General features: G+C 71.0%; 22 protein-coding genes. 10 read left to right on the top strand and 12 right to left on the bottom strand.

Annotated elements, in window-relative coordinates; genetic code table 11:
* Positions 1 to 179 precede the first annotated feature (179 nt).
* Positions 180 to 1,934, bottom strand: a complete 1,755-nt coding sequence (gene leuA, locus E1269_RS23430) for a 2-isopropylmalate synthase (protein ID WP_131899106.1) — start codon at positions 1,932 to 1,934, stop codon at positions 180 to 182.
* A 177-nt stretch (positions 1,935 to 2,111) separates the two neighbouring features.
* On the opposite strand from leuA, the gene E1269_RS23425 reads away from it, so the two are divergent.
* Positions 2,112 to 2,834 (top strand): alpha/beta fold hydrolase, encoded by a 723-nt coding sequence (locus E1269_RS23425; protein ID WP_203434004.1) that lies wholly within the window; start codon positions 2,112 to 2,114, stop codon positions 2,832 to 2,834.
* Between the two features lie 83 nt (positions 2,835 to 2,917).
* On the opposite strand, the gene era is transcribed toward E1269_RS23425, so the two are convergent.
* Positions 2,918 to 3,901: a GTPase Era gene (gene era / locus E1269_RS23420; RefSeq protein ID WP_131899102.1), complete on the bottom strand. Its 984-nt coding sequence runs from the start codon at positions 3,899 to 3,901 to the stop codon at positions 2,918 to 2,920.
* A 102-nt stretch (positions 3,902 to 4,003) separates the two neighbouring features.
* Here era and E1269_RS23415 point away from each other — a divergent pair, with 102 nt between their 5' ends.
* Complete coding sequence (locus tag E1269_RS23415) at positions 4,004 to 4,330, top strand: DMT family transporter (protein WP_131899100.1); 327 nt, start codon at positions 4,004 to 4,006, stop codon at positions 4,328 to 4,330.
* A complete protein-coding gene (locus E1269_RS23410) occupies positions 4,330 to 4,899 on the top strand; it encodes a TetR/AcrR family transcriptional regulator (RefSeq protein ID WP_131899098.1) in 570 nt (189 codons plus the stop codon). Before E1269_RS23415 ends, E1269_RS23410 begins: the two co-directional genes overlap by 1 nt.
* A 203-nt stretch (positions 4,900 to 5,102) precedes the next feature.
* Here E1269_RS23410 and E1269_RS23405 read toward each other — a convergent pair whose 3' ends face one another.
* The 6 genes from E1269_RS23405 to E1269_RS23380 form a co-directional block, all read right to left on the bottom strand.
* Positions 5,103 to 7,295 carry a zinc ribbon domain-containing protein gene (locus E1269_RS23405; protein WP_131899096.1) on the bottom strand — a complete coding sequence of 731 codons (2,193 nt, stop codon included), beginning with the start codon at positions 7,293 to 7,295 and terminating at the stop codon, positions 5,103 to 5,105.
* A 131-nt stretch (positions 7,296 to 7,426) separates the two neighbouring features.
* Positions 7,427 to 7,768: a cytidine deaminase gene (locus tag E1269_RS23400; protein WP_131899094.1), complete on the bottom strand. Its 342-nt coding sequence runs from the start codon at positions 7,766 to 7,768 to the stop codon at positions 7,427 to 7,429.
* A complete protein-coding gene (locus E1269_RS23395; protein ID WP_131899092.1) occupies positions 7,765 to 9,144 on the bottom strand; it encodes a hemolysin family protein in 1,380 nt (459 codons plus the stop codon). Before E1269_RS23395 ends, E1269_RS23400 begins: the two co-directional genes overlap by 4 nt.
* Positions 9,144 to 9,605 (bottom strand): rRNA maturation RNase YbeY, encoded by a 462-nt coding sequence (gene ybeY / locus E1269_RS23390; RefSeq protein ID WP_131899090.1) that lies wholly within the window; start codon positions 9,603 to 9,605, stop codon positions 9,144 to 9,146. Before ybeY ends, E1269_RS23395 begins: the two co-directional genes overlap by 1 nt.
* Complete coding sequence (locus tag E1269_RS23385) at positions 9,602 to 10,636, bottom strand: PhoH family protein (RefSeq protein WP_131899088.1); 1,035 nt, start codon at positions 10,634 to 10,636, stop codon at positions 9,602 to 9,604. The genes ybeY and E1269_RS23385 overlap by 4 nt, the downstream gene beginning before the upstream one ends.
* A gap of 116 nt (positions 10,637 to 10,752) precedes the next feature.
* Entirely contained in the window at positions 10,753 to 11,100 is a 348-nt protein-coding gene (locus tag E1269_RS23380) for a histidine triad nucleotide-binding protein (RefSeq protein WP_131899086.1), read from the bottom strand.
* Positions 11,101 to 11,266: 166 nt separating this feature from the next.
* Between E1269_RS23380 and E1269_RS23375 the strand changes: the two genes are divergently transcribed.
* From E1269_RS23375 to E1269_RS23365, 3 genes are all read left to right on the top strand, one after another.
* Positions 11,267 to 12,334: an LCP family protein gene (locus E1269_RS23375; RefSeq protein ID WP_131899084.1), complete on the top strand. Its 1,068-nt coding sequence runs from the start codon at positions 11,267 to 11,269 to the stop codon at positions 12,332 to 12,334.
* 353 nt (positions 12,335 to 12,687) lie between these two features.
* Complete coding sequence (locus E1269_RS23370) at positions 12,688 to 13,197, top strand: SigE family RNA polymerase sigma factor (protein WP_203434003.1); 510 nt, start codon at positions 12,688 to 12,690, stop codon at positions 13,195 to 13,197.
* Between the two features lie 10 nt (positions 13,198 to 13,207).
* Positions 13,208 to 14,284, top strand: coding sequence for a Gmad2 immunoglobulin-like domain-containing protein (locus E1269_RS23365; RefSeq protein ID WP_131899080.1), 1,077 nt, complete (start codon positions 13,208 to 13,210; stop codon positions 14,282 to 14,284).
* Positions 14,285 to 14,291: 7 nt separating this feature from the next.
* Here E1269_RS23365 and E1269_RS23360 read toward each other — a convergent pair whose 3' ends face one another.
* The 3 genes from E1269_RS23360 to hrcA all read right to left on the bottom strand — a co-directional run bounded on the left by E1269_RS23360 (position 14,292) and on the right by hrcA (position 17,637).
* Positions 14,292 to 15,029, bottom strand: a complete 738-nt coding sequence (locus tag E1269_RS23360) for a 16S rRNA (uracil(1498)-N(3))-methyltransferase (RefSeq protein WP_131899078.1) — start codon at positions 15,027 to 15,029, stop codon at positions 14,292 to 14,294.
* A gap of 431 nt (positions 15,030 to 15,460) precedes the next feature.
* Positions 15,461 to 16,603 (bottom strand): molecular chaperone DnaJ, encoded by a 1,143-nt coding sequence (gene dnaJ / locus E1269_RS23355; RefSeq protein WP_239001007.1) that lies wholly within the window; start codon positions 16,601 to 16,603, stop codon positions 15,461 to 15,463.
* Positions 16,604 to 16,614: 11 nt separating this feature from the next.
* On the bottom strand, positions 16,615 to 17,637 hold the full coding sequence (gene hrcA, locus E1269_RS23350; protein WP_131899074.1) for a heat-inducible transcriptional repressor HrcA: 1,023 nt from the start codon (positions 17,635 to 17,637) through the stop codon (positions 16,615 to 16,617).
* A 177-nt stretch (positions 17,638 to 17,814) separates the two neighbouring features.
* Here hrcA and E1269_RS23345 point away from each other — a divergent pair, with 177 nt between their 5' ends.
* The 4 genes from E1269_RS23345 to E1269_RS23330 all read left to right on the top strand — a co-directional run bounded on the left by E1269_RS23345 (position 17,815) and on the right by E1269_RS23330 (position 21,799).
* The gene (locus tag E1269_RS23345; RefSeq protein ID WP_203434002.1) at positions 17,815 to 18,192 is read left to right on the top strand and encodes a nuclear transport factor 2 family protein; all 378 of its coding nucleotides are present in this window, start codon (positions 17,815 to 17,817) and stop codon (positions 18,190 to 18,192) included.
* A gap of 308 nt (positions 18,193 to 18,500) precedes the next feature.
* The gene (locus E1269_RS23340; RefSeq protein WP_131899070.1) at positions 18,501 to 19,151 is read left to right on the top strand and encodes a TetR/AcrR family transcriptional regulator; all 651 of its coding nucleotides are present in this window, start codon (positions 18,501 to 18,503) and stop codon (positions 19,149 to 19,151) included.
* 88 nt (positions 19,152 to 19,239) lie between these two features.
* Positions 19,240 to 20,730 (top strand): MFS transporter, encoded by a 1,491-nt coding sequence (locus E1269_RS23335; RefSeq protein ID WP_131899068.1) that lies wholly within the window; start codon positions 19,240 to 19,242, stop codon positions 20,728 to 20,730.
* Positions 20,731 to 20,950: 220 nt separating this feature from the next.
* Complete coding sequence (locus tag E1269_RS23330) at positions 20,951 to 21,799, top strand: DUF3097 domain-containing protein (protein WP_131899066.1); 849 nt, start codon at positions 20,951 to 20,953, stop codon at positions 21,797 to 21,799.
* Positions 21,800 to 21,843: 44 nt separating this feature from the next.
* Here E1269_RS23330 and hemW read toward each other — a convergent pair whose 3' ends face one another.
* Positions 21,844 to 23,070 (bottom strand): radical SAM family heme chaperone HemW, encoded by a 1,227-nt coding sequence (gene hemW, locus E1269_RS23325; protein WP_131899064.1) that lies wholly within the window; start codon positions 23,068 to 23,070, stop codon positions 21,844 to 21,846.
* Between the last annotated feature and the right edge of the window lie 44 nt (positions 23,071 to 23,114).

Here is a 23,114-nt window from a genome sequence, read left to right as displayed (position 1 = left end):
GTCCTGTCGCCTCGCCCCCGCGGCCGCGTCGGACCTAGGAATGATCACGTTCAGCAGGATCACCCGTGCATCACGAGGCTTGCGAGCATGGTGCGACACGAGATCTCGTGCCGAACGTGATCATTTCGATGCCAGCTCGCGCCGGTCGTCGGGCCGTTCTCGCCAGACCGTCGCCGCCGTCAGGCCGAGGACGACGCGGCCGCGGCGCGGTTCACCGCGCTCACGATCGCCTTGAGCGACGCGGTGACGATGTTCGCGTCGATGCCGACGCCCCAGTACACGTCGCCGCCGACCGTGCATTCGAGGTACGCCGCGGCCTTGGCGTCGGCGCCGGAGCTGAGTGCGTGTTCGGCGTAGTCGAGGACGCGGACGTCGTAGCCGATGCCGGACAGGGCGTCGATGAACGCGTCGATCGGCCCGTCGCCGGTGCCGGTGAGCACCTTCCGGGCGCCGTCGACGTAGACGGCGACCTCGAGGGCGTCCCGCTCCCCCGCGGCCGACGACGTGTGCACCGAGTTCAGCGCCAGGGGCTTCTGCCGGTCGAGGTACTCCGCACGGAAGACCTGCCCCATCCGCTCCGGCTCGACCTCGCCGCCCTCGCCGTCGGTGAGCCCTTGGACGACGCCGGAGAACTCGATCTGGAGCCGGCGCGGCAGGTCGAGCTGATGCTCGCTCTTCATGATGTAGGCGACGCCGCCCTTGCCGGACTGGGAGTTCACCCGGATGACCGCCTCGTACGTGCGGCCGACGTCCTTGGGGTCGACCGGCAGGTACGGGACCTCCCAGGTGTGGTCCTCGATGGCGGCTCCGGCCTCCTTGGCGTCGCGCTCGAGCGCCTCGAAGCCCTTCTTGATGGCGTCCTGGTGGCTGCCGGAGAACGCCGTGTAGACCAGGTCGCCGCCCCACGGGTGCCGCTCGGGGACCGGCAGCTGGTTGCAGTACTCGACCGTGCGGCGGATCTCGTCGATGTCGCCGAAGTCGATCCGCGGGTCGATGCCTTGGGTGAACAGGTTCATGCCCAACGTGACCAGGCAGACGTTGCCGGTGCGCTCGCCGTTGCCGAACAGGCAGCCCTCCACGCGGTCGGCGCCGGCCAGCAGCCCCAGCTCGGCCGCGGCGACCGCCGTCCCGCGGTCGTTGTGCGGGTGCAGGGAGAGGATCATCGATTCCCGGTGCGGCAGGTTGCGGTGCATCCACTCGATGGAGTCGGCGTACACGTTCGGCGTCGCCATCTCCACCGTCGCCGGCAGGTTGACGATCATCTTCCGGTCCGGCGTCGGTTCGAGCACATCGGCGACGGCGCCGCAGATCTCCGCGGCGTACTCCAGCTCGGTGCCGGTGTAGGACTCCGGGGAGTACTCCCAGTAGATCTCGGTGCCCGGGGTGATCGACTCGGCGTACTTCTGCGCGGTGCGCGCGCCGGTGGTGGCGATGTCGGTGATCCCGTCGCGGTCCAGCCCGAACACCACGCGGCGCTGCAGGATGGACGTCGAGTTGTACAGGTGGACGATGGCCTGGCGGGCACCGACGAGTGACTGGAACGTCCGCTCGATGAGCTGGTCGCGGCACTGGGTCAGCACCTGGATGACGACGCCGTCGGGGATGTGGTCGCCCTCGATGAGCTGCCGGACGAAGTCGAAGTCGGTCTGGCTCGCGGCCGGGAACCCGACCTCGATCTCCTTGTAACCCATGGCGACCAGGAGCTTGAACATGCGCATCTTGCGCTCGGCGTTCATCGGGTCGATGAGCGCCTGGTTGCCGTCACGCAGGTCGACGGCGCACCATTGCGGCGCGGCTTGGACCCGCTTGGTTGGCCAGGTGCGGTCGGGCAGGTCGACGGCGATCTGCTCGTGGAAGGGCCGGTACCGGTGGACGGGCAGCGTCGAGGCTTGTTGCGCCGGCGGCCAGGACGGCGCGGTGTCAGAGTGGGTCATTGCGAGGGCTCCTGCGGGTGGTCGGGCAAGCGCGACCGGCAGCGCGAACTCACCGCGATGAGGGAGCCGGTCTAGCGGACCCCACCGCGGCAGCTAAGCAGGAGGCTGAAGCGCCGCACGGCACAGACTGTAGCACCGTCCCCTGGCGACCCGCCCGCGCGCCAGTACCGTGTGCGGGTGACGAACCTGCGAACCGTCGACGGCGTGGACCTGGCGTACCGGCAGTGGGGCGATGCGGACGGGGTGCCCGTCGTGCTGTTGCACGGCGTCGGCGGCGACGCTTCCACCTGGGACGACATGGGGCCGCCGCTGGCCGACGGCCGGACCGTGTACGCGTACGACGCGCGTGGACACGGCGACAGCGCGCGGACGCCGTCGTACTCCTTCGAGCTGATGCGCGACGACCTTCTCGGTCTCCTCGACGCGCTCGGCTTCGAGCGAGCCGACGTCGTCGGTCACTCCATGGGCGGGGTCGTCGGCTACCAGTTCGCGGCAGCGCACCCCGACCGCGTCCGCCGGCTGGTCCTGGAGGAAACACCTCCGCCGTGGCCGCGCGACGACGTCACCGTCGGGCCGCGCCCGGACGGCGATCTGCCCTACGACTGGGCGGTGCTCACGACGGTCAAGTCACAGGTCCGCACCCCTGACCCCTCCTGGCCGTCCCTGCTGCCCGGGCTCACGACGCCGACGTTGGTCATCGCCGGCGGTCCGCGAAGCCAGATCCCCCAGGACAAGATCGCCCGGATGGCGGCGCTGATGCCTGCCGCGACCCTCGTGACCATCGACGCCGGTCACCAGGTGCACACCACCCGGCCAGCGGACTTCCTGGCAGCCGTCGTCCCCTTTCTCACCTGGAACAACGGGGCCGCGGCGACCACAGCGGGCCCAAGGGCCGGGTGATGCCGGCCAGGGTTCGGTCGGGCATCGGGGGTGAGGAACGAGCCCCCGCGGGCGGGGCCGGCATCACCCGGCCCTGCGGCCCATCAGAAGCCCAGGCGACCAAGTTGCTTCGGATCCCGCTGCCAGTCCTTGGCGATTTTGACGTGCAGGTCGAGGTAGACCGGCGTCCCGAGCAGCCGCTCGATCTGGGTGCGCGCCCGGGTGCCGACGTCGCGTAGCCGAGCGCCCTTGCGTCCGATGACGATGGCCTTCTGGCTGTCGCGCTCCACATAGAGGTTGACGTGGACGTCCAGCAGCGGGCGGTCGGCCGGCCGGTCCTCGCGCGGGATCATCTCCTCGACGACGACGGCGATGGAGTGCGGCAGCTCGTCGCGCACGCCCTCCAGCGCCGCCTCGCGCACCAGCTCCGCGACCAGCGTCTCCTCCGGCTCGTCGGTCAGCTCCCCGTCTGGATACAGCGGCGGGCCCTCCGGTAGCTGGTCGAGCAGGAGGCCGGTCAGCAGCTCGACGCGGTCAGCCCCGGCCGAGGCACTTTTCTTCGCCAAGGCCGCTAGTCGATCGGTCGCCGAGACGGGAACGACCTCGGCCCACTCGGTGCCGGTCTCCTCCCCCAGCTGAGCGACGGCGGCAAGCTGCTGGGCCAGGCGGTCGCCGCCGACGAGGTCGGACTTGGTGACGACGGCGACCTTCGGCGTTCGGCCGATGGCGGCAACCTCGCGGGCGATGAAGCGGTCACCGGGACCGATGGTCTCGTTGGCCGGGATGCAGACGCCGATGACATCGACCTCGGCCCAGGTGGAGCGGACGAGGTCGTTGAGCCGTTGGCCGAGCAGGGTGCGCGGCCGGTGCAGGCCCGGGGTGTCGACGACGACCAGCTGGCCGTGCTCGCGGTGGACGATGCCGCGGATGGCGTGCCGGGTGGTTTGTGGGCGGTTCGACGTGATGGCGATCTTCTCGCCGACCACCGCGTTGGTCAGCGTGGACTTGCCCGCGTTGGGCCGTCCGACGAAGCAGGCGAAGCCGGAGCGGAAGGGCCGGGCGGACTGGTCGCCGTTGTCACCGATCACGGGTCGAGTCTCCCATCCCCCGGCGCCGACTGTCGCCGCCTTGGACGACCGTACAGGTTTTCTTGTACGCTCGTACAAGACAGTCGAACTGGAGGATGCACCATGGCATGGCTGTACGTGATCGTCGGCGGGCTGTTCGAGACCGCGTTCGCCGTCTCGCTGAAGGAGTCGCAGGGATTCTCCCGGCTCTGGTGGACGCTGAGCTTCGCGATCTCCGTGATCATCAGCATGGTGCTGCTCGGAATCGGGCTGCGCGACCTGCCCGTCGGCACCGCCTACGCCGTCTGGACCGGCATCGGCGCCGCCGGCACCGCCATCGTCGGCATGCTGTTCATGAACGACCCCGCGTCGATGCTGCGCATCAGCGCCATCGGGCTGATCGTTGGCGGGGTGGTCCTCCTCAACCTCGCCGGCGGGACGGCGCATTGATGACCACCGCCAAAGGCGAACAGCGCCGCGCCGACCTCATCCGCGCGGCCACAGAGATCCTGCTGACCAGCGGCCTGGAGGCGGTCAGCCACCGCGCCGTCGCCGCCCGCGCCGGGGTCGCCCTCGGCGCGACGACCTACTACTTCGCCGACCTCGCCGACCTGCGCCGCGCCGCCGTCGACGCTCTCGCCGACGCCGACGCGGCCCGCATGCGCTCCGCCGTCGAGGCGCTTCCCGCCCGGCGACGCACCGGCCCGGCCGTCGCCCGCATCATCGCCTCGCTGCTCACCCCGGGCGAGTACGACGCCCTGGTCGCCTGGTACGAGCGCTACATCCACGCTGCCCGCGAGCCCGTGCTCGCCGACGCCGCGCGACGCACCAACGCCGCCGCGCTCCAGCACGTCGAGACCGTCCTGGAGCGGTCCGGCCTGGACGCCGGCGTGCCGGCACAGGTGGTCCTGGCCGTGGTCGACGGCGCCGTCATCGCCGCGCTCGTCGACGGCGCCGACCTCGGCGGAGTCCGCCGCGCAGCCGCCGACGCCCTCACCGCCATCCTCCAGCGCCCCTGACCACCGCCCGACGGGGTCACCCGCCCGGCTTCACTCGCCGTCGACACCGCCCTTGCTCTGTTGATCATGGCCTGACACGCCTTCGGATCGTCCCGGAAGGCGCTTGGGCCGTGATCCACAGGGGGCGGGAGAGCGGGACGGCGGCGCGCCTGGACGCGGCGACGCCGGCTGGGCGGTGGCCCAGCCGGCGTCGGCGGTGGTGCTCAGAGGCCGCGGCGGCGCAGTGCCTCGTCGACCTCGGGGTCGCCCAGCTGGCCGAGCCAGGTGAGCAGCTCCGGGTACGTCGACGGGTTGGCGGCGACGTACTTGCGCAGGCTCGGCTCCTGGGCGGCGATGTCGGCCAGCGTCTGTAGCGGCGTGTTCGGGTCCAGCGCGGTGCGGGCGTCGAAGCCGGACTCGGTGACGGCCGGCTGGTCGACCTTGGTCGGCGGCTCGACGCTCGGCTGAACACGCGTCTCGGCGTCGTCGGCCTCCGGCTCGCCGACGGCCAGGCCGCTGACCGGACCGGGGCTCTCGGCCCCGCCGAGGCGTTCGGCGTCGCGCGAGCGGCCCTTGTCCTCGGCCGGAGCCTCGTCGGGAGCGTCGAGGCCGCCGCGGACCTGCTCTTCGCTCGGCCCCGGCGCGACCGCACCAGCACCCGCGGCGCCGGCGGCACCCTCCGGCGTCTTCTCGGTCTCGCCGGCCGGAGCCGTCGGCTCCTCGGTTGCGGGGACGTCCTTCGCGCCGTCGGCCCTGGCCGCGGACTCCTCCGCGGACTCGGCGGGCCTCTCCGTGGCGTCCTCAGCGGCCTTCTCAGCGGCCGGCTTCTCGGCTGGCCGGTCGACTGGAACCGAAGGGCTGGCGGGAACATCGGCGCTGGGCCGTTCCCGCCCGGCGGTCGCCGCCGCGGCACCAGCAGCAGCTCCAGCGCCCCCAGCGGCACCCGTGTCGGCCTTCGACTTCGCCGCATCGGGGCCGTTCCCGGGCAGGACGCTGCTGAGGTTGAGCTGGCTCGCGCCGACCGGGCCGAACTCGCGCCGGACCGAGCCGGGCGCCGTCAGCACCACGATCACCGCGACCCCGAACCACCACAGGACGCTGAGGATGACGGCGTCGGACTCGCCGACGAAGCCCTCGTCGGACCCGCCGAGCACGGAGGCGATGACGATGCCGAGCAGGATGAGCACGCTGGCGGCGACGACGGCCACGGCCCGGCCCTGGTTCGGCGCGCGGACCAGCGCGTTGCGGCCGACCAGCGCGGCCAGCGCCGAGATCAGCAGCAGCACCAAGACCACGATGGCGACACCGCGGCCGTCATCGATGCCGACCATGTAGAGGACGTACAGCACGACACCGACGGCCGCGGCGAACATCGCCAGCAGGAACAGCCGAGTGGCGACGGCGACCCAGTGCGCGGCGCCGGCGTTCGACGGGAACCGCGAGGCCAGCCCCGGCGCGGCGATGGCGGCGCCCAGCGCCGGAACCAGGACGAGCATTGGGCCGATGTGGCTGAGGCTCCACGCGTCGCGCATGGTCTCGTCGGCGCCCTGCTGCCACACGTTGACGAACAGCGCCACCAGGCCCAGCACGATCAGCACGTCGCGCCATCCCGCGTCGCCGCGTACCGCACCCCACAGCGGCAGGGCGGCCAGCGCCAGCATCCCCAGCATGACCACCACGAAGAAGGTGACCTGCTCCCAGTCGAACGCCTCGGCGTCGTCGGTCAGGAAGATGATCAAGCTGATGACGGTTACCAGCGCGAACACGGCGCCGATGCCGAGCGCGATCCAGCGCCAGAGCACGCCGTCGCCGCCGTCGGCGGGCGTCTGCTCGGCCCGTCGGCCCTGTGCCGCGAGCAGCGCGCCGGCCAGGCCGAACGCGACGCCGACGCCGATGCCGTCACCGTCGTTCTCGCCGACATAGCCCAGCACCAAGGTGATGAGGACGACGACGACGTACGGCGCGTTGGCCGCGAGCCGGGCCAGCCGCAGCTCCGCGGTCCCCCAGGACAACGGCAACACGCCGCCGCGCTTCAGGTACGGCAGCGACAGCGACACGATCGACAGCAGCGTCACGAGGACGACGTAGATCTTGTCGGTCGTGGAGTCGGAGAGGTCCCACGGCATGCCGAAGGAGACGAGCAGGAGGATGAGCGCGACCACGTCGCGGACGTAGTCGAGCACCGGGATGTCGGCGAACGGGTTGGCGCGCGCCGGCTCGGCGGCGACGGACTGCGTTCCTGGCTGCGGGCCACCGGGCTGACCGGCGGTGGGACCGGCTGTGCCGGTACCGGTGGCGGCCGCGCCGGCTGCCCCCGCGCCGGTCGCCGCGGTCGTCTCCGCCGTCAACGGTTTGCCGCAGTTGCCGCAGTAGGCCGTGCCGGTGGCCGGCGCCCCGCAGTTGCTGCAGAAGTTCATTATTCGTCTCTCCGTCTCGATCGATCGCCTCGGCCGGTCGCGCCGGGTGGTTCGCCTGGTTCCGCCGGGCGGAAGTGCAGGACATCGCCGGACTCGGACGGCCGCACGTTAGCGCACTCGGGAGCCGATATCTACGTCCGGAGGGTCGTGATCGGCGTGCCGTCGGGACCGGCCACGAACACCGGGACCCCAGGCCCGCCCAGATCGGCGGCCGCGGCCACGTCGACAGGGTCGGCGACGGCCTCGGTGACGACGGCCGCCGCCTCCAGTCCGGTGGCGCCGCTGGAGACGGCGCTGGCGACCGCTACCTGCAATGCGGTCAAACGCAGCGACGGCAGCCCGACGTCGGCCGCGGCGTACGTGCGGCCGTCCAGATCGCGCACCGCGGCGCCGCCCGGCGCTCCGGCGCGGGCCCGGGCGGACCGGGCAAGCGTCAGGATCTTCGCGTCCTCCGGGTCCAGTGCGTCGCTCACGCGTGCTCCTCGTGCGGCTGGGTTTCGGTGACGTGAACGCGCCGGCTGGCCCGTACGGTTCCGATGCGGTTGCGCCGGCCGGCCGGACCCTCGGCGACCAGGTGCAGCCCGGCGACATCGACCTCGGCGCCGGGGATGGGAACCCGGCCGAGGTACTTGGCCATGAGGCCGCCCACGGTGTCTACGTCGTCGTCGGACAGCTCGATGCCGAACAACTCGCCGAGATCGTCGACGTGGAGCCGGGAGCTGACCCGTACGACGCCGTCTTCGAGCGTCTGGACGCCGACCTCGTCGACGTCGTACTCGTCGGTGATCTCGCCGACGATCTCCTCGAGGATGTCCTCGATGGTGACCAGGCCGGCGGTGCCGCCGTACTCGTCGACGACGACGGCGACGTGCGTGCGCTGCGCCTGCATCTCGCGCAGGAGGTCGTCGGCCGGTTTGGAGTCGGGCACGAAGAAGGCCGGCCGCACCACCGACTCGACTCGCTCGACGGACTCGGCGTCGCGGTTGTCGTAGAGCCGGCGAGCGACGTCCTTGAGGTAGACGATGCCGATGATGTCGTCCAGGCCACCCGGGCCGACGGCGGGGATGCGGCTGAACCCGCTGCGCAGCGCCAGCGACTGGAACTGCCGCAGCGTCTTGCCCGCCTCGATGTACACGACGTCGGTACGCGGCACCATGACCTCGCGCACGAGGGTGTCGCCCAGCTCGAACACCGAGTGGATCATCTGCCGCTCACCGGACTCGATGATGCGACCGGCCTCGGCGAGGTCGACGAGCTCGCGCAGCTCGGCCTCGGTGGCGAACGGTCCCTCACGGAAGCCCTTGCCCGGGGTGAGGGCGTTGCCCAGCAGGATCAGGAGTCGCGCGATGGGCCCGAGGACGCGGGTGAGGCTCAGCAGCGGGCCGCAGACGGCGAGCGCGACGCCGTCGGCGTGCTGCCGGCCGATGGTGCGCGGCGCGACGCCGATGACGACGAACGACACGACCACCATGGCGCCCGCCGCGACCAGCAGCGTCTGCCACCACGGGTCGAAGTACTCCTCGCAGACGACAGCCACCAGGACGACCGCGGAGATCTCGGTGGCCATCCGCAGCAACAACGCGGTGTTGAGGGCGGGAACGGGGTCGGCGGTGACCCGGGAGAGCGCGGCGGACCCGCGCCGGCCCTCACGCCGCAGCTCCTCCGCGCGGGCGCGGGAGAACGACGACAGCGCCGCTTCGGCCATCGCGATCAGGCCGGCGACGACCACCAGCACGGCGGCAGATCCGAGCAGCCAGGCGATGGACGTACCGCTGGCAGATCCGTGGACGTCCGCCGCTCCCACGAGGCCGGCGGCACCGACCACGTCAGGCAGACCTGAGGCGACCATCAGCGGTCGCTCCGCGCCTTGCGCCAGTCGGTGAGCAGCTGCTTCTGCAGACCGAACATCTCTTTCTCCTCCTCCGGCTCGGCGTGGTCGTAGCCGAGCAGGTGCAGGATGCCGTGCGCCGTCAGCAGCTCCAGCTCGTCGGCGGTGCTGTGGCCGGCGGCCTTGGCTTGAGTGGCGGCGACGTCGGGGCAGAGCACGACGTCGCCGAGCAGGCCCGGCTCCGGCTCGCCGTCCTCGGGCGTGGGCCGCAGCTCGTCCATGGGGAAGGAGAGCACGTCGGTGGGGCCGGGCTCGTCCATCCACTGCACGTGCAGCTGTTCCATCGTGGCGGTGTCGACGAGCAGGATGGCCAGCTCGGCGGCCGGATGGATGCGTTGGTGGTCGAGAACGAACCGGGCGAGGTCGGACAGAGTCTTCTCGTCGACCTCGGCCCCGGACTCGTTGTTGACCTCGATGGTCACGGCCGCCGACCGGGAACCCGGGACCGCCCGTTCCCCTGTGCCGCCTCCTGCGCGGCGTCGTAGCGGCTGTACGCCTCGACGATCTCGCCCACCAGCCGGTGGCGGACGACGTCGTGACTGGTGAGCCGGCAGAAGTCGACGTCGTCGATGCCGTCGAGGATGTCCTGGACGACGCGCAGCCCGCTGGTGGTGCCGGCCGGCAGGTCGACCTGGGTGACGTCGCCGGTGACCACGACCTTCGAGCCGAAGCCCAGGCGGGTGAGGAACATCTTCATCTGCTCGGCCGAGGTGTTCTGCGCCTCGTCGAGGATGACGAACGCGTCGTTGAGCGTGCGACCGCGCATGTACGCCAGCGGCGCGACCTCGATGGTGCCCTCGGTCATGAGCCGCGGGATCGAGGCGGGGTCCATCATGTCGTGCAGCGCGTCGTACAGCGGGCGCAGATACGGGTCGATCTTCTCCGACAGAGTGCCTGGCAGGAAGCCCAGCCGCTCGCCGGCCTCGATGGCCGGGCGGGTCAGCAGGATGCGGCTGACCTGCTTGGCCTGCAGCGCCTGCACCGCCTTCGCGACGGCGAGATACGTCTTGCCGGTGCCGGCCGGCCCGATGCCGAAGATGACGGTGTGCCGGTCGATGGCGTCGACGTAGCGCTTCTGGTTCAGCGTCTTGGGGCGGATGGTACGCCCGCGGTTGGACAGGATGTTCGCGGTCAGGACGTCGGCGGGACGCTCACTGACGCGGGAGCGCAGCATGGACACCGTCCGCTCGACCGCTTCGGGTGTCAGGCCCTGACCGGTGCGCAGCACGGCCACCATCTCGTCGATAGCGGCCTCGGCCTCGGCCATGTCGCCCGGCAGGCCGGTCATGGTGATCTGGTTGCCGCGCACGTGGATGTCGACGTCGGGGAACGACGCCTCGACGACCCTGATCAGTTCGTCACCGGAGCCGAGCAGACTCACCATGGAGATGCTCGCCGGGATGACGATGGTGTGCTGGGCGGCCTGCTGTTCGGCCTGTTCTGTCTTCGTCATGGGTCGGCCACGCCGGGCCTGTTCACGCCTACCTTCGGTCTCGGTGTCCTGCTGCTGATGGTTCTTGTCATGCTACCCGGGCCCGCCGACACCGCTGCCCTGTTTCACGGCTGGACTCAGCCGGGCGGCCAGGTCATGCGTCGACCGCCGAGCACATGTCCGTGCACGTGGAAGACCGACTGACCGGCCTCGGCCCCAGTGTTGAACACCAGCCGGTGGGCCTCGATTCCCTCGTCGTCGGCCACCGCCTTCGCGGTACTTACCAGTTCGGCCAGCGTCTCCGGCGCGGCCTCGGCCAGCTCGGCGACGTCGCGATGATGATCGCGAGGTACGACCAGGACGTGCGTGGGCGCCTGCGGCGAGACGTCGCGGAAGGCCAGCGTCCGCTCCGACTCACGCACGACGTTCGTCGGGATCTCCCCGGCGACGATCTTGCAGAACAGGCAGTCGGGATCTGGGCTCACGGTGCCTCCGGGTCGGGTGTGTCGAGTACGTGGATGGTACGGGCTGCGGCCGACAGCGCGCTCGACGCAACCCCGACGGCCGCTCGTGCGTCATCCGAAGGGAGGTGCCCGCGAGCTGGGGTGTCCTCCGCTCTCGTCCCAGCCGCGAACCGTACCCTCTGGAGCCATGTCGAACCCGACCGCCGATCACGAGCCAGGTGACGCCGCCACGTCCGGTGCCGCGACGCCCGCGCGCGACCGACCGCGCCGCCGTCGCAACCGTCGCATCCTCATCATCGTGCTCGTCACCCTGTTGGTGCTCGTCCTGGCCGCGGCGGGAGGCGCGTTCTGGTTCGTCAACCGCCTGTCGTCGAACATCGAACGCATCCCGGACGCCTTCGACATCCCCGAGGAGGAACGGCCGGCCGAGCTGCCCGGCGACAGCATCACGTTCCTGCTGGGCGGACTGGACGGCGAGAACAAGGTGGACGTGTACGAGCCCGGCGCCGCCCGCACCGACACCATCATGCTGGCGCACTTCCCGCAGGGCCGGGACCGCGGCTACCTCGTCTCAATCCCCCGTGACACCTTCATCGAGATCCCCGGGCAGGGCGAGAACAAGATCAATGCCGCGTACTCGCTCGGCGGCCCGGCCCTGTTCGTGCAGACCGTCGAGCAGCTCACGGGCATCCGCATCGATCACCTCGCGCTGATCGACTGGAACGGCTTCGAAGCGCTCACCGACGAGCTCGGCGGCGTCACCATGACGTTCGACGAGGACACGGTGCTGGCCGATGACACCGTCCTGCCCGCCGGCACGCACACGCTCGACGGCGCCACGGCGCTGCAGTACGTCCGCGACCGCAAGGACCTGCCCGGCGGCGACTTCGACCGCGTCAAACGCCAGCAGAACTACCTGCGCGCGCTCATGAACGAGCTGATCTCGTCCGGGACGCTCACCGACCCGGGCAAGGTGAACGGCATCGCCGGCGCCATCGGCCAGGCCGCTCGCGTCGACGACGAGCTGTCCGCCTTCGGCATGGTCGAGCTCGCGCTGTCCATGAACAGCCTGCGCGCCGACGACATGACGTTCCTGACGGTGCCCACCGACGGCACCGGCTGGGCCGGGTCGCAGAGCATCGTCGTCTACGACGAGGCGCGCGCCGACGAGCTGTGGGCGGCCCTCACCGCCGACGACATGGACACCTTCCTCGCTGCCAACCCCGACCTCGTGACCGGCACCGACGTCCGCTGACCACGCCGCCGGACCTCGCCTCCGCGGCACATGAGGCTCACCTGCTGCATCGGTGGGCGCGCGGGACCCCCGAAATGATCACGTTCAGCACGAAATGTCGTGTCACACCATGCTCGCAATCATGGTGACGCTCGGGGGATCCTGCTGAACGTGATCATTTCCGGATTACGTTCACCACGAAATCTCGTGTCGCACGGACGACACAGGTGACTCGTGGCGCGCGCACAATCCTCGTGATGGCAGCCGTTCGGCTGAAGATCGTCTCCGAGATCGCCTACGGTTAGGGCCCGCATCGGGAACCGGCGCCGGCCGGTAAACCAGCACGGCCGGCAACGCGTCAGTAGGGGTATGTGGTGGAGGACAGGATCGAGTCCGGTGCCGACGAAGCGATCACCGAGCTCTATGCGGCTCACTACGTCCGCCTCGTCCGCCTGGCGACCCTGCTGCAGGGCGACCATGCGGTCGCCGAGGAGGTCGTCCAGGACGCGTTCGTGGCGCTGCACCGACGCTGGCGACGGCTGCGTGACCCCGCGGCGGCCGTCTCGTATCTGCGCACATCGGTCGTGCACGGGTGCCGCTCGGTCCAACGACGGCGCGGGGTCGCCGCCCGGCATCCGGCCGAGCCGCCGGGCCACGAGCCCAGCGCGGAGCACCTCGCCGTCCTCGACGCCGCCACGTCCGCCGTCGTCGACGCCCTGCGCGGGCTTCCCTCCCGCCAGCGCGAGGCGCTGGTCCTGCGCTACTACGGTGGCCTGTCCGAATCGGAGATCGCGAGTGCGATGAAGATCAGCAACGGAGCCGTGAAGAGCCATGCCTCGCGCGGCATGGCCGGGCTGCGCGCGGCGCTGGCCGAGTGGTCGTGAGGAGGCAGCCGTGAACACCCCCGACGACCTCACCCCGGAGGAGCGCCGCCTCCACGACGCGCTGCACCGCGCTGCCGAGCAGGTCGAGCCGGGCCCGGACGGGCTGGCGCGCATCCGGCGGCGGACGGCGGTGGTGCCGCTGTGGCGCCGGCCCGTCGTGCTCGGCTTGGCCGGGGCGACGGCGCTGGCGGTGGCGGTCCTGATCGGCGGCGTGGTGGCCCTCAACGGCTCCGACGACGACCCCATCGCCACCACGACGTCCACGCCGTCGCGAACCCCGGCCGAGACCCCGTCGACGCCGCCCAGCCCGTCCGGCGGCGAGACCACGCCCGGGCCGGACCCGACACCGTCGGCGACCGGGCCGGTCGAGACGATCACCGTTCCGGTCTATTTCGTCGCCGACTCCGGCGCCGGGTCCCGGCTGGCGCGCGAGTTCCAGACCATCGAGTCCGCCGACCCGCCGGTGCTCGCGGCGCTGCGCCAGGTCGCCAGCCCGACCGACCCCGACTACACCAGCCTCTGGCAGTCCGGCCTGATCCGCTCGGCAGAGGTCGGCGACGACGCCATCACCGTCGACCTCACCGCCCTGCCGGAGATCACCCGCGACTCCGGCGAGCCATCGGCGGCGGAGCTGGCCGTGCAGCAGGTCGTCTACACGGCGACGGCGGCGGCCGCGACGTTCGACCTGGACGGCTCGCTGCCGGTGCGCATCACCGTCGAGGGCGAGGCGGTCGACGCGCTGGGCGAGGTGCCGCTCACCGAGCCGGTGCCGCGGGCCGAGCCGCTGGACGTGCGCCAGGTGATGCAGCTCAACGAGCCGACCGAGGGCGCGACGGTGACCAGCCCGGTCACGGTGCGCGGCGAGGCGGCGACGTTCGAGGCCAACGTCCCGTGGGAGATCCGGCGCGACGGCGAGGTGGTCGACGAGGGTGCGGCGACGGCCACCGAGTGCTGCACGTTCGCGGAGTTCGAGTTCCAGGTCGACCTGGAGCCGGGCACGTACGAGGTCGTGATCACCGAGGACGACCCGTCCGGCGGGGAGGGCCGCCCTCCGATGAGCGATTCGCGCACGTTCACCGTCGAGTAGCCCGTGGTCAAGCCCAGCGACGGGTGCGGGCCAGCAGAATGCCGGCGGCGACCGTCCCGGCGGTGGAGGTGCGCAGCACGGTCGGCCCCATCCGGGCAGTCACGGCGCCGGCGGCCTCCAGCGCCGCGATCTCCTCCGGCGCGACCCCGCCTTCCGGACCCACCACCAGCAAGATGTCGCCGTCGTAGGGAGCCTCGACGGACGCCAGCGGCCCCGGCGCCTCCTCGTGCAGGACCACCGCCAGCGCGGCGGCGCGGGCGCGTGCGGCCAGCACGGAGGTGGTCGTCAGCCCGCCGATCGACGGCAACCACGCCCGCCGCGCCTGCTTGGCCGCCTCGCGCGCCGTCGACCGCCACCGCCGCAGCGCCTTGTCGCCGCGCTCGCCGCTCCAGCGGACCATGCAGCGCTGCGCCGACCAGGGCAGGATCTCGTCGACGCCGACCTCGGTGAGGGTCTCGACGGCTGTCTCGCCGCGGTCGCCCTTGGGGACGGCCTGGGCGACGACGACGCGCGGCCGCGGCTCCGGCACGTCGACCCGCTCGTGCACCGCGCAGGTGATGCCCTGCTTGGAGGCGCCGACGACGACGCAGCGGGCCAGGTGCCCCGCCCCGTCGGTGAGCTCGACGGTCTCGCCGACGGTGATGCGGCGGACGACGGCGGCATGCCGGCCCTCGTCCCCGCCGAGCAGCACCTCGTCCGACGCCCGCAGCGCGTCGCCGTCGGCGATGAACACCGGAGCACTCATGGACGGCCCATCACCAAGACTTCTCGCGCGTCACGAGTCACCAGTGTCGTCGAGTCGGACAGGTTCCGGCCAATGTCATCCACAGCTGCCTCATCCACCGGCGATGAGAGGAGGCCTCGGGCTCCCGTCTCATCACCAGTCCCGCCCGACCCTCGTGGGGCTCGCAGGCATAATGCACCACGAGATCTCGCGCTGAACGTGATCATTCCGGGCACTCCTGCTGCATCCGTGGGGGCACCGGGTGTGGCATCGCTGTCCCCCACCGCCTGCTCAATTGCACCAATTTCACACCGGGACCTCGAAATGATCACGTTCAGCAGGATCCCCCGAGCCTCACCATGATTGCGAGCGCGGTGTGACACGAGATCTCGTGCTGAACGTGATCATTTCCAGGTCAGGCGGGCGGCGGCGGGTTAGCGGGCGGCGGCGGGTCAGGCGAGGCCTTCCTTGAAGGCGTCGCGGATGCGGGTGAACAGGTTGCCCTGCTGCGCCGCCGCCCCGGGCCCGGGGACGGACTCCTCGTTGCGCAGCGCCGCGAGCTCGCGCAGCAGCTCTTCCTGCCGGGCGTCGAGCTTGGTGGGCGTCTGCACGTCGAGGTGGATCAGCAGGTCGCCGCGGCCGGTGCCACGAAGCTTGGGCACGCCGCGCGCGCCGAGCTTGAGCTGCTCACCGTGCTGCGCTCCGGGCCGGATCTCCACCGTCGCCGTGCCGTCGAACGTCTCGATCTCGACGCTCGTGCCCAGCGCGGCCGCCGTCATGGGCAGCGGGAGCGTGCAGTGGAGGTTGTCGCCGTTGCGGGTGAAGACCGGGTGCGGGATGACCGCCAGCTCGACGTAGAGGTCGCCGGCCGGTCCGCCGCCGGGGCCAACCTCGCCCTGGCCGGACAGCTGGATGCGGGTGCCGTTGTCGACGCCGGCCGGGATCTTGATGGTCAGGCTGCGCCGGGTGCGCACCCGGCCGTCGCCGGCGCACTCCACGCACGGGTTGGGGTTGATGGTGCCGAAGCCCTGGCAGGCCGGGCACGGCCGGGTGGTCATGACCTGGCCGAGGAACGACCGCTGGACCTGGCTGACCTCGCCCTGGCCCTGGCAGGTGGGGCAGGTGACCCGCTGCGCGCCCTTGGCCGTGCCGGCGCCCTCGCAGACACCGCAGACGACGGCGGTGTCGACCTGGAGCTCCCGGGTGGCACCGAAGACGGTGTCGGCCAGCTCGATCTTCAGCTGGACCAGGGCGTCCTGGCCGCGCCGGACCCGGCTGCGCGGGCCGCGGCTCGTGCCGCCGCCACCGAAGAACGCGTCCATGATGTCGGTGAACGAGAACGCTCCACCGAAGTTGCCGCCGGCGCCCCCGCCACTGGCAAGTGGGTCGGCCCCGAGGTCGTACATCTCACGCTTGCGGGGGTCGTTCAGCACCTCATAGGCGGTGACGACCTCCTTGAAGCGCTCCTGCGTCTCGGGGTCGGGGTTGACGTCGGGGTGCAGCTGCCGCGCCAACCGTCGATAGGCCTTCTTGATCTGCTCACTGGAAGCGTCCTTCGGCACGCCGAGAACTTCGTAGTAGTCCGTGCTGGGCACCCTTGTCATCCCTAGTGAGCCGAGAGGATCTTGCTGACATATCGAGCAACAGCGCCAACCGCCGCGATCGTCCCGGGATAGTCCATTCGGGTCGGCCCGACCACACCCATGCTAGCCAGCGCCAGTTCGCCCGGCCCGTAGCCGGTGGTGACGACGGAGGTGGCGGACAGCCCGGACGGCGCGTTCTCGCTGCCGATACGCACCCGGAACGTGGCCGGACTGGTGGCCTCGCCGAGCAGCCGCAGCAGCACGACCTGCTCCTCCAGCGCGGACAGCAGCGGCTCCAGCTCGTGGTCGAACTCCTGCCCGTAGCGGGCCAGGTTGGCCGTGCCGGCGACGGCGACCCGCTCCTCGTGCCGCTCGATCAGCGTGGCCAGCAGCGTTGCGGTGACGGCGGCGACGGTGGCGCGGTCCTCGGGCCCGAACCGATCGGGCAGCTCCGTGACGCGGCTCTCGACGTTGGCGAAGTCCTGCCCGACGACCAGCGCGTTGATGCGCGCGCGAAGCTCGCCGACCAGGACGTCGTCGGCGTCGGTGGGCAGCTCGACGACGCGCTGCTCGACCCGGCCGGTGTCGGTGATGAGGACCACGAGGACGCGCGCGGGCGCCAGCATGACCAGCTCGACATGGCGCACCGTCGAGCGGCTCAGCGAGGGGTACTGCACGACGGCGGCCTGGCGCGTGAGCTGCGCCAGCAGCCGCACCGTGCGGGACACGACGTCGTCGAGGTCGACGGCGCCGTCGAGGAAGGTCTGGATGGCACGGCGCTCCGGCGGCGACAGCGGCTTGACCGTGGACAGCCTGTCCACGAACAGGCGGTAGCCCTTGTCGGTGGGCACCCGGCCGGCGCTGGTGTGCGGCTGGGCGATGTAGCCGTCGTCCTCCAGCGCGGCCATGTCGTTGCGGATGGTGGCCGGCGACACCCCCAGCTGGTGACGGTCGGCCAAGGCCTTCGAGCCGACCGGCTCCTGGGTGGCGACGTAGTCCTCGACGATCGCCCGCAGGACGTCGAGCTTCCGGTCATCGACGGACAACCGAGCACACCTCCTGTCGCGATCGCACTGGCACTCGACCCTTCGAAGTGCCAATTCTACGTAATCGGACGGCACCGCGTCGCGTCCCGATCCGCCGGCGGGCGCTGCGGATCGGGAATGGCATCATCGAACCATCCCGGAGAACAGATCGTGACAGCACGCGCCGAAGGAGCACGAGTGTCGACGAACACCGAGACCGTCCAGCGCTACCTTGACGGATTCCGCACCGGCGATCATGAGCGGATCCTGTCCTGCCTGACCGACGACATCGAGTGGACGGTCGTCGGCGCCTTCCACCTCGTCGGCAAGCAGGCCTACGACCAGGCCATCGACGGCGGACCGGAGTTCGACGGCCCGCCCGAGCTCGAGGTCGTCCGGATGGTCGAGCAGGACGACGTCGTGATGGCCGAGCTCACCGGAGCGGCCCGGCGCGTCGACGGCACGGTAATGCTGATGTCGATGGCCGAGGTGTTCGTCATGCGCGACGGCCTGATCGCCGAGCGCCGCGCCTGGGTGGTCGACGTGAGCGAAGGGAACGCTCCGCCGTCACGCTGAACACCGCCTGACCGCTCCGCAGACTTTGTCGGACCCTCCGCGTAGGTTCGTGCTCAGCCATTGACCTGGGGGGAGGATCGACATGACCGGAAATTCGGTTGCACCCGACTGCGCCGCGCTGCGACGGTGGTCAATCGGGCGCGACGTCGCCACGACATCCATGTGACACAGGTCACATCCATCGGCAGAAATATCCGGGGAACCGATCCCCGTTTCAGCTCGTGTCCGTCGAATCGGGGGCGCTTTCCCCGGTTCGTGAATCGGGGAAAATCTCTCCGGTTCTTGTGTGATCTCGAAGGGGGGACCAGATGGGCGCGACAGCGACGGCCGATCGCAAGGCCGCCTCGACCCGAACCGACGCCACCCGCAACCGCGAGCGCATCATCGCCGCGGCCCGTGAGGCGTTCGTCGAACACGGGCCGGGTGTGCCGCTCGACGCCATCGCACATCGCGCCGGGGTGGGCAACGCCACGCTCTACCGTCACTTCGCCGACCGCCGCGAGCTCGTCCACGTCGTGGCGTCGTACTCGATGGCCCGCGTCACCGAACAGGCCGAGGCCGCCTTCGCCGAGGAACCCGACCCGTTCGAGGCGCTGCGGCGCTTCGTCCATCGAGCCGCCGACGAACGCGTCGGTGCGCTCTGTTCCCTGCTCCACGACGGGTTCGACAAGAACGATCCCCACGTCGTGGAGGCCCGCGAACGCTTGGAGGCGTCGGTCGAACGCCTCATGGACAACGCGCGCCGGTCCGGTCAGCTGCGGACCGACGTCGCGATCGGTGATCTCATGGTCGCGATCACCCAGCTCACCCGACCGGTGCCCGGAACCGTGTGTGCACTCGTGGAGCGGTTCATGCACCGGCACCTGCAGCTCTTCCTGGACGGCCTGCGTACGCCCGCCCGCTCCGAGCTGTGTGGATCGGCGGTGACTTTCGAGGACCTCGACCCGGCCACGGCCTGAGCCCTCGTCACATCTCCCCGGCTTACTACGTCATATCCGTAGACGCACCCTGTCTGGATGCACGCAAAGATCGTGATTGGACTTCCTGATGCCTGACGCAACACAACCTGATCCGCGCCGCTGGCGGGCGCTGGCGTTCATCGCCGTGGCCCAGCTGATGGTCGTGCTCGACGCCACCATCGTCAACATCGCGCTCCCATCAGCGCAGGCCGACCTCGGCATCTCCGACGCCAACCGGCAGTGGGTCATCACCGCCTACGCGCTGGCGTTCGGCGGCCTGCTGCTGCTCGGCGGCCGCGTCGCCGACATGTGGGGGCGCAAGAACACCTTCCTAACCGGCCTGATCGGCTTCGCCGGGGCGTCGGCCCTCGGTGGCGCGGCGGCGAACGAGCTCATGATGTTCGCCTCGCGCGCCCTGCAGGGTGCGTTCGGCGCCCTGCTCGCACCGGCGGCATTGTCGCTGCTGGCGGTCATGTTCACCGACACCAAGGAGCGCGCCAAGGCGTTCGGCATCTTCGGTGCCATCGCCGGTGGCGGCGCTGCCATCGGCCTGATCCTCGGCGGCATTCTCACCGAGTACCTCGACTGGCGCTGGGTGTTCTTCGTCAACATCCCGATCGCGGCCATCGCGTTCGTCGGCGCCCAGACCCAGGTGTTCGAGCCGAAGGGCGCGCGCAACCGTTCGCCTCTGGACATCCCGGGCACCCTGCTCGGCACGCTGGGCCTGGTCGCCCTGGTCTACGGCTTCACCCGAGCCGAGTCCGAGGGCTGGAGCGAAGCCGGCACCATCTCCATGTTCGTGCTGACGGTGCTCCTGCTGGGCGCATTCGTCCTGGTGGAGCAGCGCGTCAAGGCGCCGCTGCTACCGCTGCGCGTCGTGGTCGACCGCAACCGAGGCGGTGTCTACCTGTCGCTGGGCCTGGCCGTCATCGCGATGTTCGGTCTGTTCCTGTTCCTCACCTACTACCTGCAGATCGTGAAGGGCTACAGCCCGATCCGCAGCGGAGTCGCGTTCCTCCCGATGGTCGCCGGCATGATCGTCGGCTCCACGCAGATCGGCACCCGGCTGATGACGCGGGTTCCGGCCCGCTACATCATGACGCCGGGCCTGCTGGTGGGCGCACTGGGCATGCTCATCCTGACCCAGATGGAGGTCGACAGTTCCTACGCGGGCGTCCTGCTGCCGGCGCAGTTGCTGCTCGGCGTCGGCCTGGGCGCGACGTTCATGCCCGCCATGAGCCTGGCCACCTACGGCGTCGAGCCGCGCGACTCCGGTATCGCCTCGGCGATGATCAACACGTCGCAGCAGGTCGGCGGCGCGATCGGAACGGCGCTGCTCAACACCATCGCCGCCAGCGCGACGACGTCGTACATCAGCGCGCACCTGGCCGGCGCCTCGTCGCCGGAGCTGGTGCAGCTGCAGGGCATGGTGAACGGCTACACCACGGCCATCTGGTGGGCCGTCGGCATCCTGGTCGTCGCCGCGGCCATCGCGTTCGTGTTCGTGAACGCGACCCCGGAGAGCGAGGAGGCCGCGTTCGAAGGCGAGGGCGAAGGCGCACCCGCCATGATCCACTGACCCGTCCAGCGACCCCGCGAAGGCCCCGCCGCACCCACGACGGGGCCTTCGCATTGTCGGTCCACCTTCCCCGACGCTCGCCTTCCCCGATGATCTTGGAGTTTCGCAGAGTCACGGGGGAAATGTCCGATAGATGCCGCGGTAGCTCCAAGATCAACGGGATTGAGGTGGTGCGCATGTCGCTGCCGGGCGGCGCCGCGCCGAGCCAGTACCGTCACGAATCGTGAGCAGCTACTCCGACCGCTATGGCCGAGACGTCCTGGCGCAATCCCCGCATCCCAAGCGTCCGGTCAGCACCGAGCAGCCGGCCGAGCCCGGCCTCGTCGTCGAGGACGTGCAGACCGGCTTCTGCGGCGCCGTCGTCGAGGTCGACAAGCACGGCGTCATCCTCGAGGACCGCCACGGCAAGCGCCGCGCCTTCCCACTCGGCCCGGGCTTCTGGATCGACGGCAAGCCGGTCGCGCTGGTCCGCCCGACGGCACCCCGTCAGGCCGGCCGTATGGTGTCCGCGTCCGGCTCCGTGGCCGTCGTGAACCACCGGGCCCGCACTGCCCGCGAGAGCCGGATCTACGTCGAGGGCAAGCACGACGCCGAGCTGGTCGAGAAGGTCTGGGGCCACGACCTGCGCGTCGAGGGCGTGGTCGTCGAGGAGCTGGGCGGTGCCGACGACCTGCTCGCCGCCGTCGACGACTTCGGGCCCGGCCCCGGCCGGCGGCTGGGCGTCATGCTGGACCACCTGGTCGCCGGCACCAAGGAGAGCCGGATCGCCGACGGCGTCCGCTCCGGCCCGCACGCCGAGAGCGTCCTCATCGTCGGCCACCCCTACGTCGACGTCTGGCAGGCGGTCCGGCCTTCGGTCCTCGGGCTGCCGGCCTGGCCGGACGTGCCGAAGGGCGTGCCGTGGAAGGAGGGCGTGATCGCACGCCTGCGCTGGGGCATCGAGCCGTGGGAGGCGTGGGAGCGCATCCTGGGCGCGGTACGCACCTACACCGACCTCGAGCCGGCCCTCCTCGGCCGCGTCGAGGAGCTGATCGACTTCGTCACCGACCCGTCGCCAGACCATCCGTGATCATCAACGGTTGGCGACGCTATGACGTCGCCGACCGTTGATGATCATTGGACGAGGTCGCGAACGACGGCGTCGGCGAGTAGGCGGCCGGTCCGGGTGAGCACCAGGCGTCCGTCGTCGACGGCGCTGGGGTCGGCGAGGCCGTCGGCGGCCACCCGGGCGGCCGTACGCCGTCCGTCGTCGTCGAGGACGTCCAGCGACAGGCCCGCGGCCAGCCGCACCTCGAGCAGCACCCGCTCCACCCGGCGGGTCTCGGCGTCCAGGATCTCGCGGGCGTGCGCGGGGCTGGAACCGGCCGCCAGCCGCGCCGCCCAGGCCGCCGGGTGCTTGACGTTCCACCAGCGGGTGCCGCCGATGTGACTGTGCGCGCCTGGGCCGACGCCCCACCAGTCGGCGCCGGTCCAGTACAGCTCGTTGTGCCGGCACCGCGCCGCCGGCGAGGACGCCCAGTTGGACAGCTCGTACCAGGTGAACCCCGCCGCCGTGAGCAGCGAGTCGGCCAGCAGGTACTTGTCGGCCTGGTCGTCGTCGTCCGGGAGCGGGAGCTCACCGCGGGCCATCCGCCCGGCCAGCCGGGTGCCTTCCTCGACGATGAGCGCGTAGGCGCTGACGTGGTCGGGCCCGGCCGTTAGCGCGGCCTCGACGCTGGCCCGCCAGTCGTCGACCGTCTCCCCCGGCGTGCCGTAGATGAGGTCGAGGCTCACGTGCTCGAACCCGGCCCGCCGCGCCTCGGCCACCGCCTGCGCTGGCCGGCCCGGCGTGTGTACGCGGTCCAGGACGGCGAGGACGTGCGGGCGGGCGCTCTGCATGCCGATCGAGACGCGGGTGAAGCCGTGGCCGCGCAACTCTGCCAGCGACGCCTCGGTGACTGACTCCGGGTTGGCCTCTGTCGTCAGCTCCGCGCAGGGAACCAGCCCGAACTCATCGTCGACGAAGCGCAGCACTTTGCCCAGCTCGGCCGGCGGCAGCAGCGTGGGTGTGCCGCCGCCGACGAACACCGTGGAGACCGGCACGTCGGCGTCGCCGAGCGCGCGCCGGGCCAGGCGCAGCTCGGCGATGGCGCCGTCGGCCCACGACGCCCGCGACGCACCGGGCGCCGAGCCCAGCTCGTCGGCGGTGTAGGTGTTGAAGTCGCAGTAGCCGCAGCGGGTGGTGCAGAACGGCACATGCAGGTAGACGCCGAACGGACGGCTGCCGATGCCGGCCAGCGCCGCCGCGGGCAGCGAGCCGTCGGCGGGCGCGGGCGATCCGTCAGGCAGGGTGGAGGGCACGATCCATTGTCCCCGGCCGGGCGGCCGCGGGCCAACGAGCGACC

This window comes from Jiangella asiatica (assembly GCF_004349065.1).
In the GTDB taxonomy this organism is placed as follows: Bacteria; Actinomycetota; Actinomycetes; order Jiangellales; family Jiangellaceae; genus Jiangella; species Jiangella asiatica.
The sequence above is the reverse complement of the archived record's forward strand: the minus strand, read 5'-3'. Positions and strand labels throughout refer to the sequence as shown.

Bases quoted from the DNA above. Each gene is read 5' to 3' on its own strand.
- E1269_RS23385 (WP_131899088.1), bottom strand. From the start codon at position 10,636: ATGACGAAGACAGAACAGGCCGAACAGCAGGCCGCCCAGCACACCATC.
- E1269_RS23360 (WP_131899078.1), bottom strand. From the start codon at position 15,029: ATGAGTGCTCCGGTGTTCATCGCCGACGGCGACGCGCTGCGGGCGTCG.
- E1269_RS23410 (WP_131899098.1), top strand. From the start codon at position 4,330: ATGACCACCGCCAAAGGCGAACAGCGCCGCGCCGACCTCATCCGCGCG.
- E1269_RS23415 (WP_131899100.1), top strand. From the start codon at position 4,004: ATGGCATGGCTGTACGTGATCGTCGGCGGGCTGTTCGAGACCGCGTTC.
- E1269_RS23340 (WP_131899070.1), top strand. From the start codon at position 18,501: ATGGGCGCGACAGCGACGGCCGATCGCAAGGCCGCCTCGACCCGAACC.
- E1269_RS23395 (WP_131899092.1), bottom strand. From the start codon at position 9,144: ATGGTCGCCTCAGGTCTGCCTGACGTGGTCGGTGCCGCCGGCCTCGTG.
- E1269_RS23335 (WP_131899068.1), top strand. From the start codon at position 19,240: ATGCCTGACGCAACACAACCTGATCCGCGCCGCTGGCGGGCGCTGGCG.
- E1269_RS23375 (WP_131899084.1), top strand. From the start codon at position 11,267: ATGTCGAACCCGACCGCCGATCACGAGCCAGGTGACGCCGCCACGTCC.
- E1269_RS23405 (WP_131899096.1), bottom strand. From the start codon at position 7,295: ATGAACTTCTGCAGCAACTGCGGGGCGCCGGCCACCGGCACGGCCTAC.
- leuA (WP_131899106.1), bottom strand. From the start codon at position 1,934: ATGACCCACTCTGACACCGCGCCGTCCTGGCCGCCGGCGCAACAAGCC.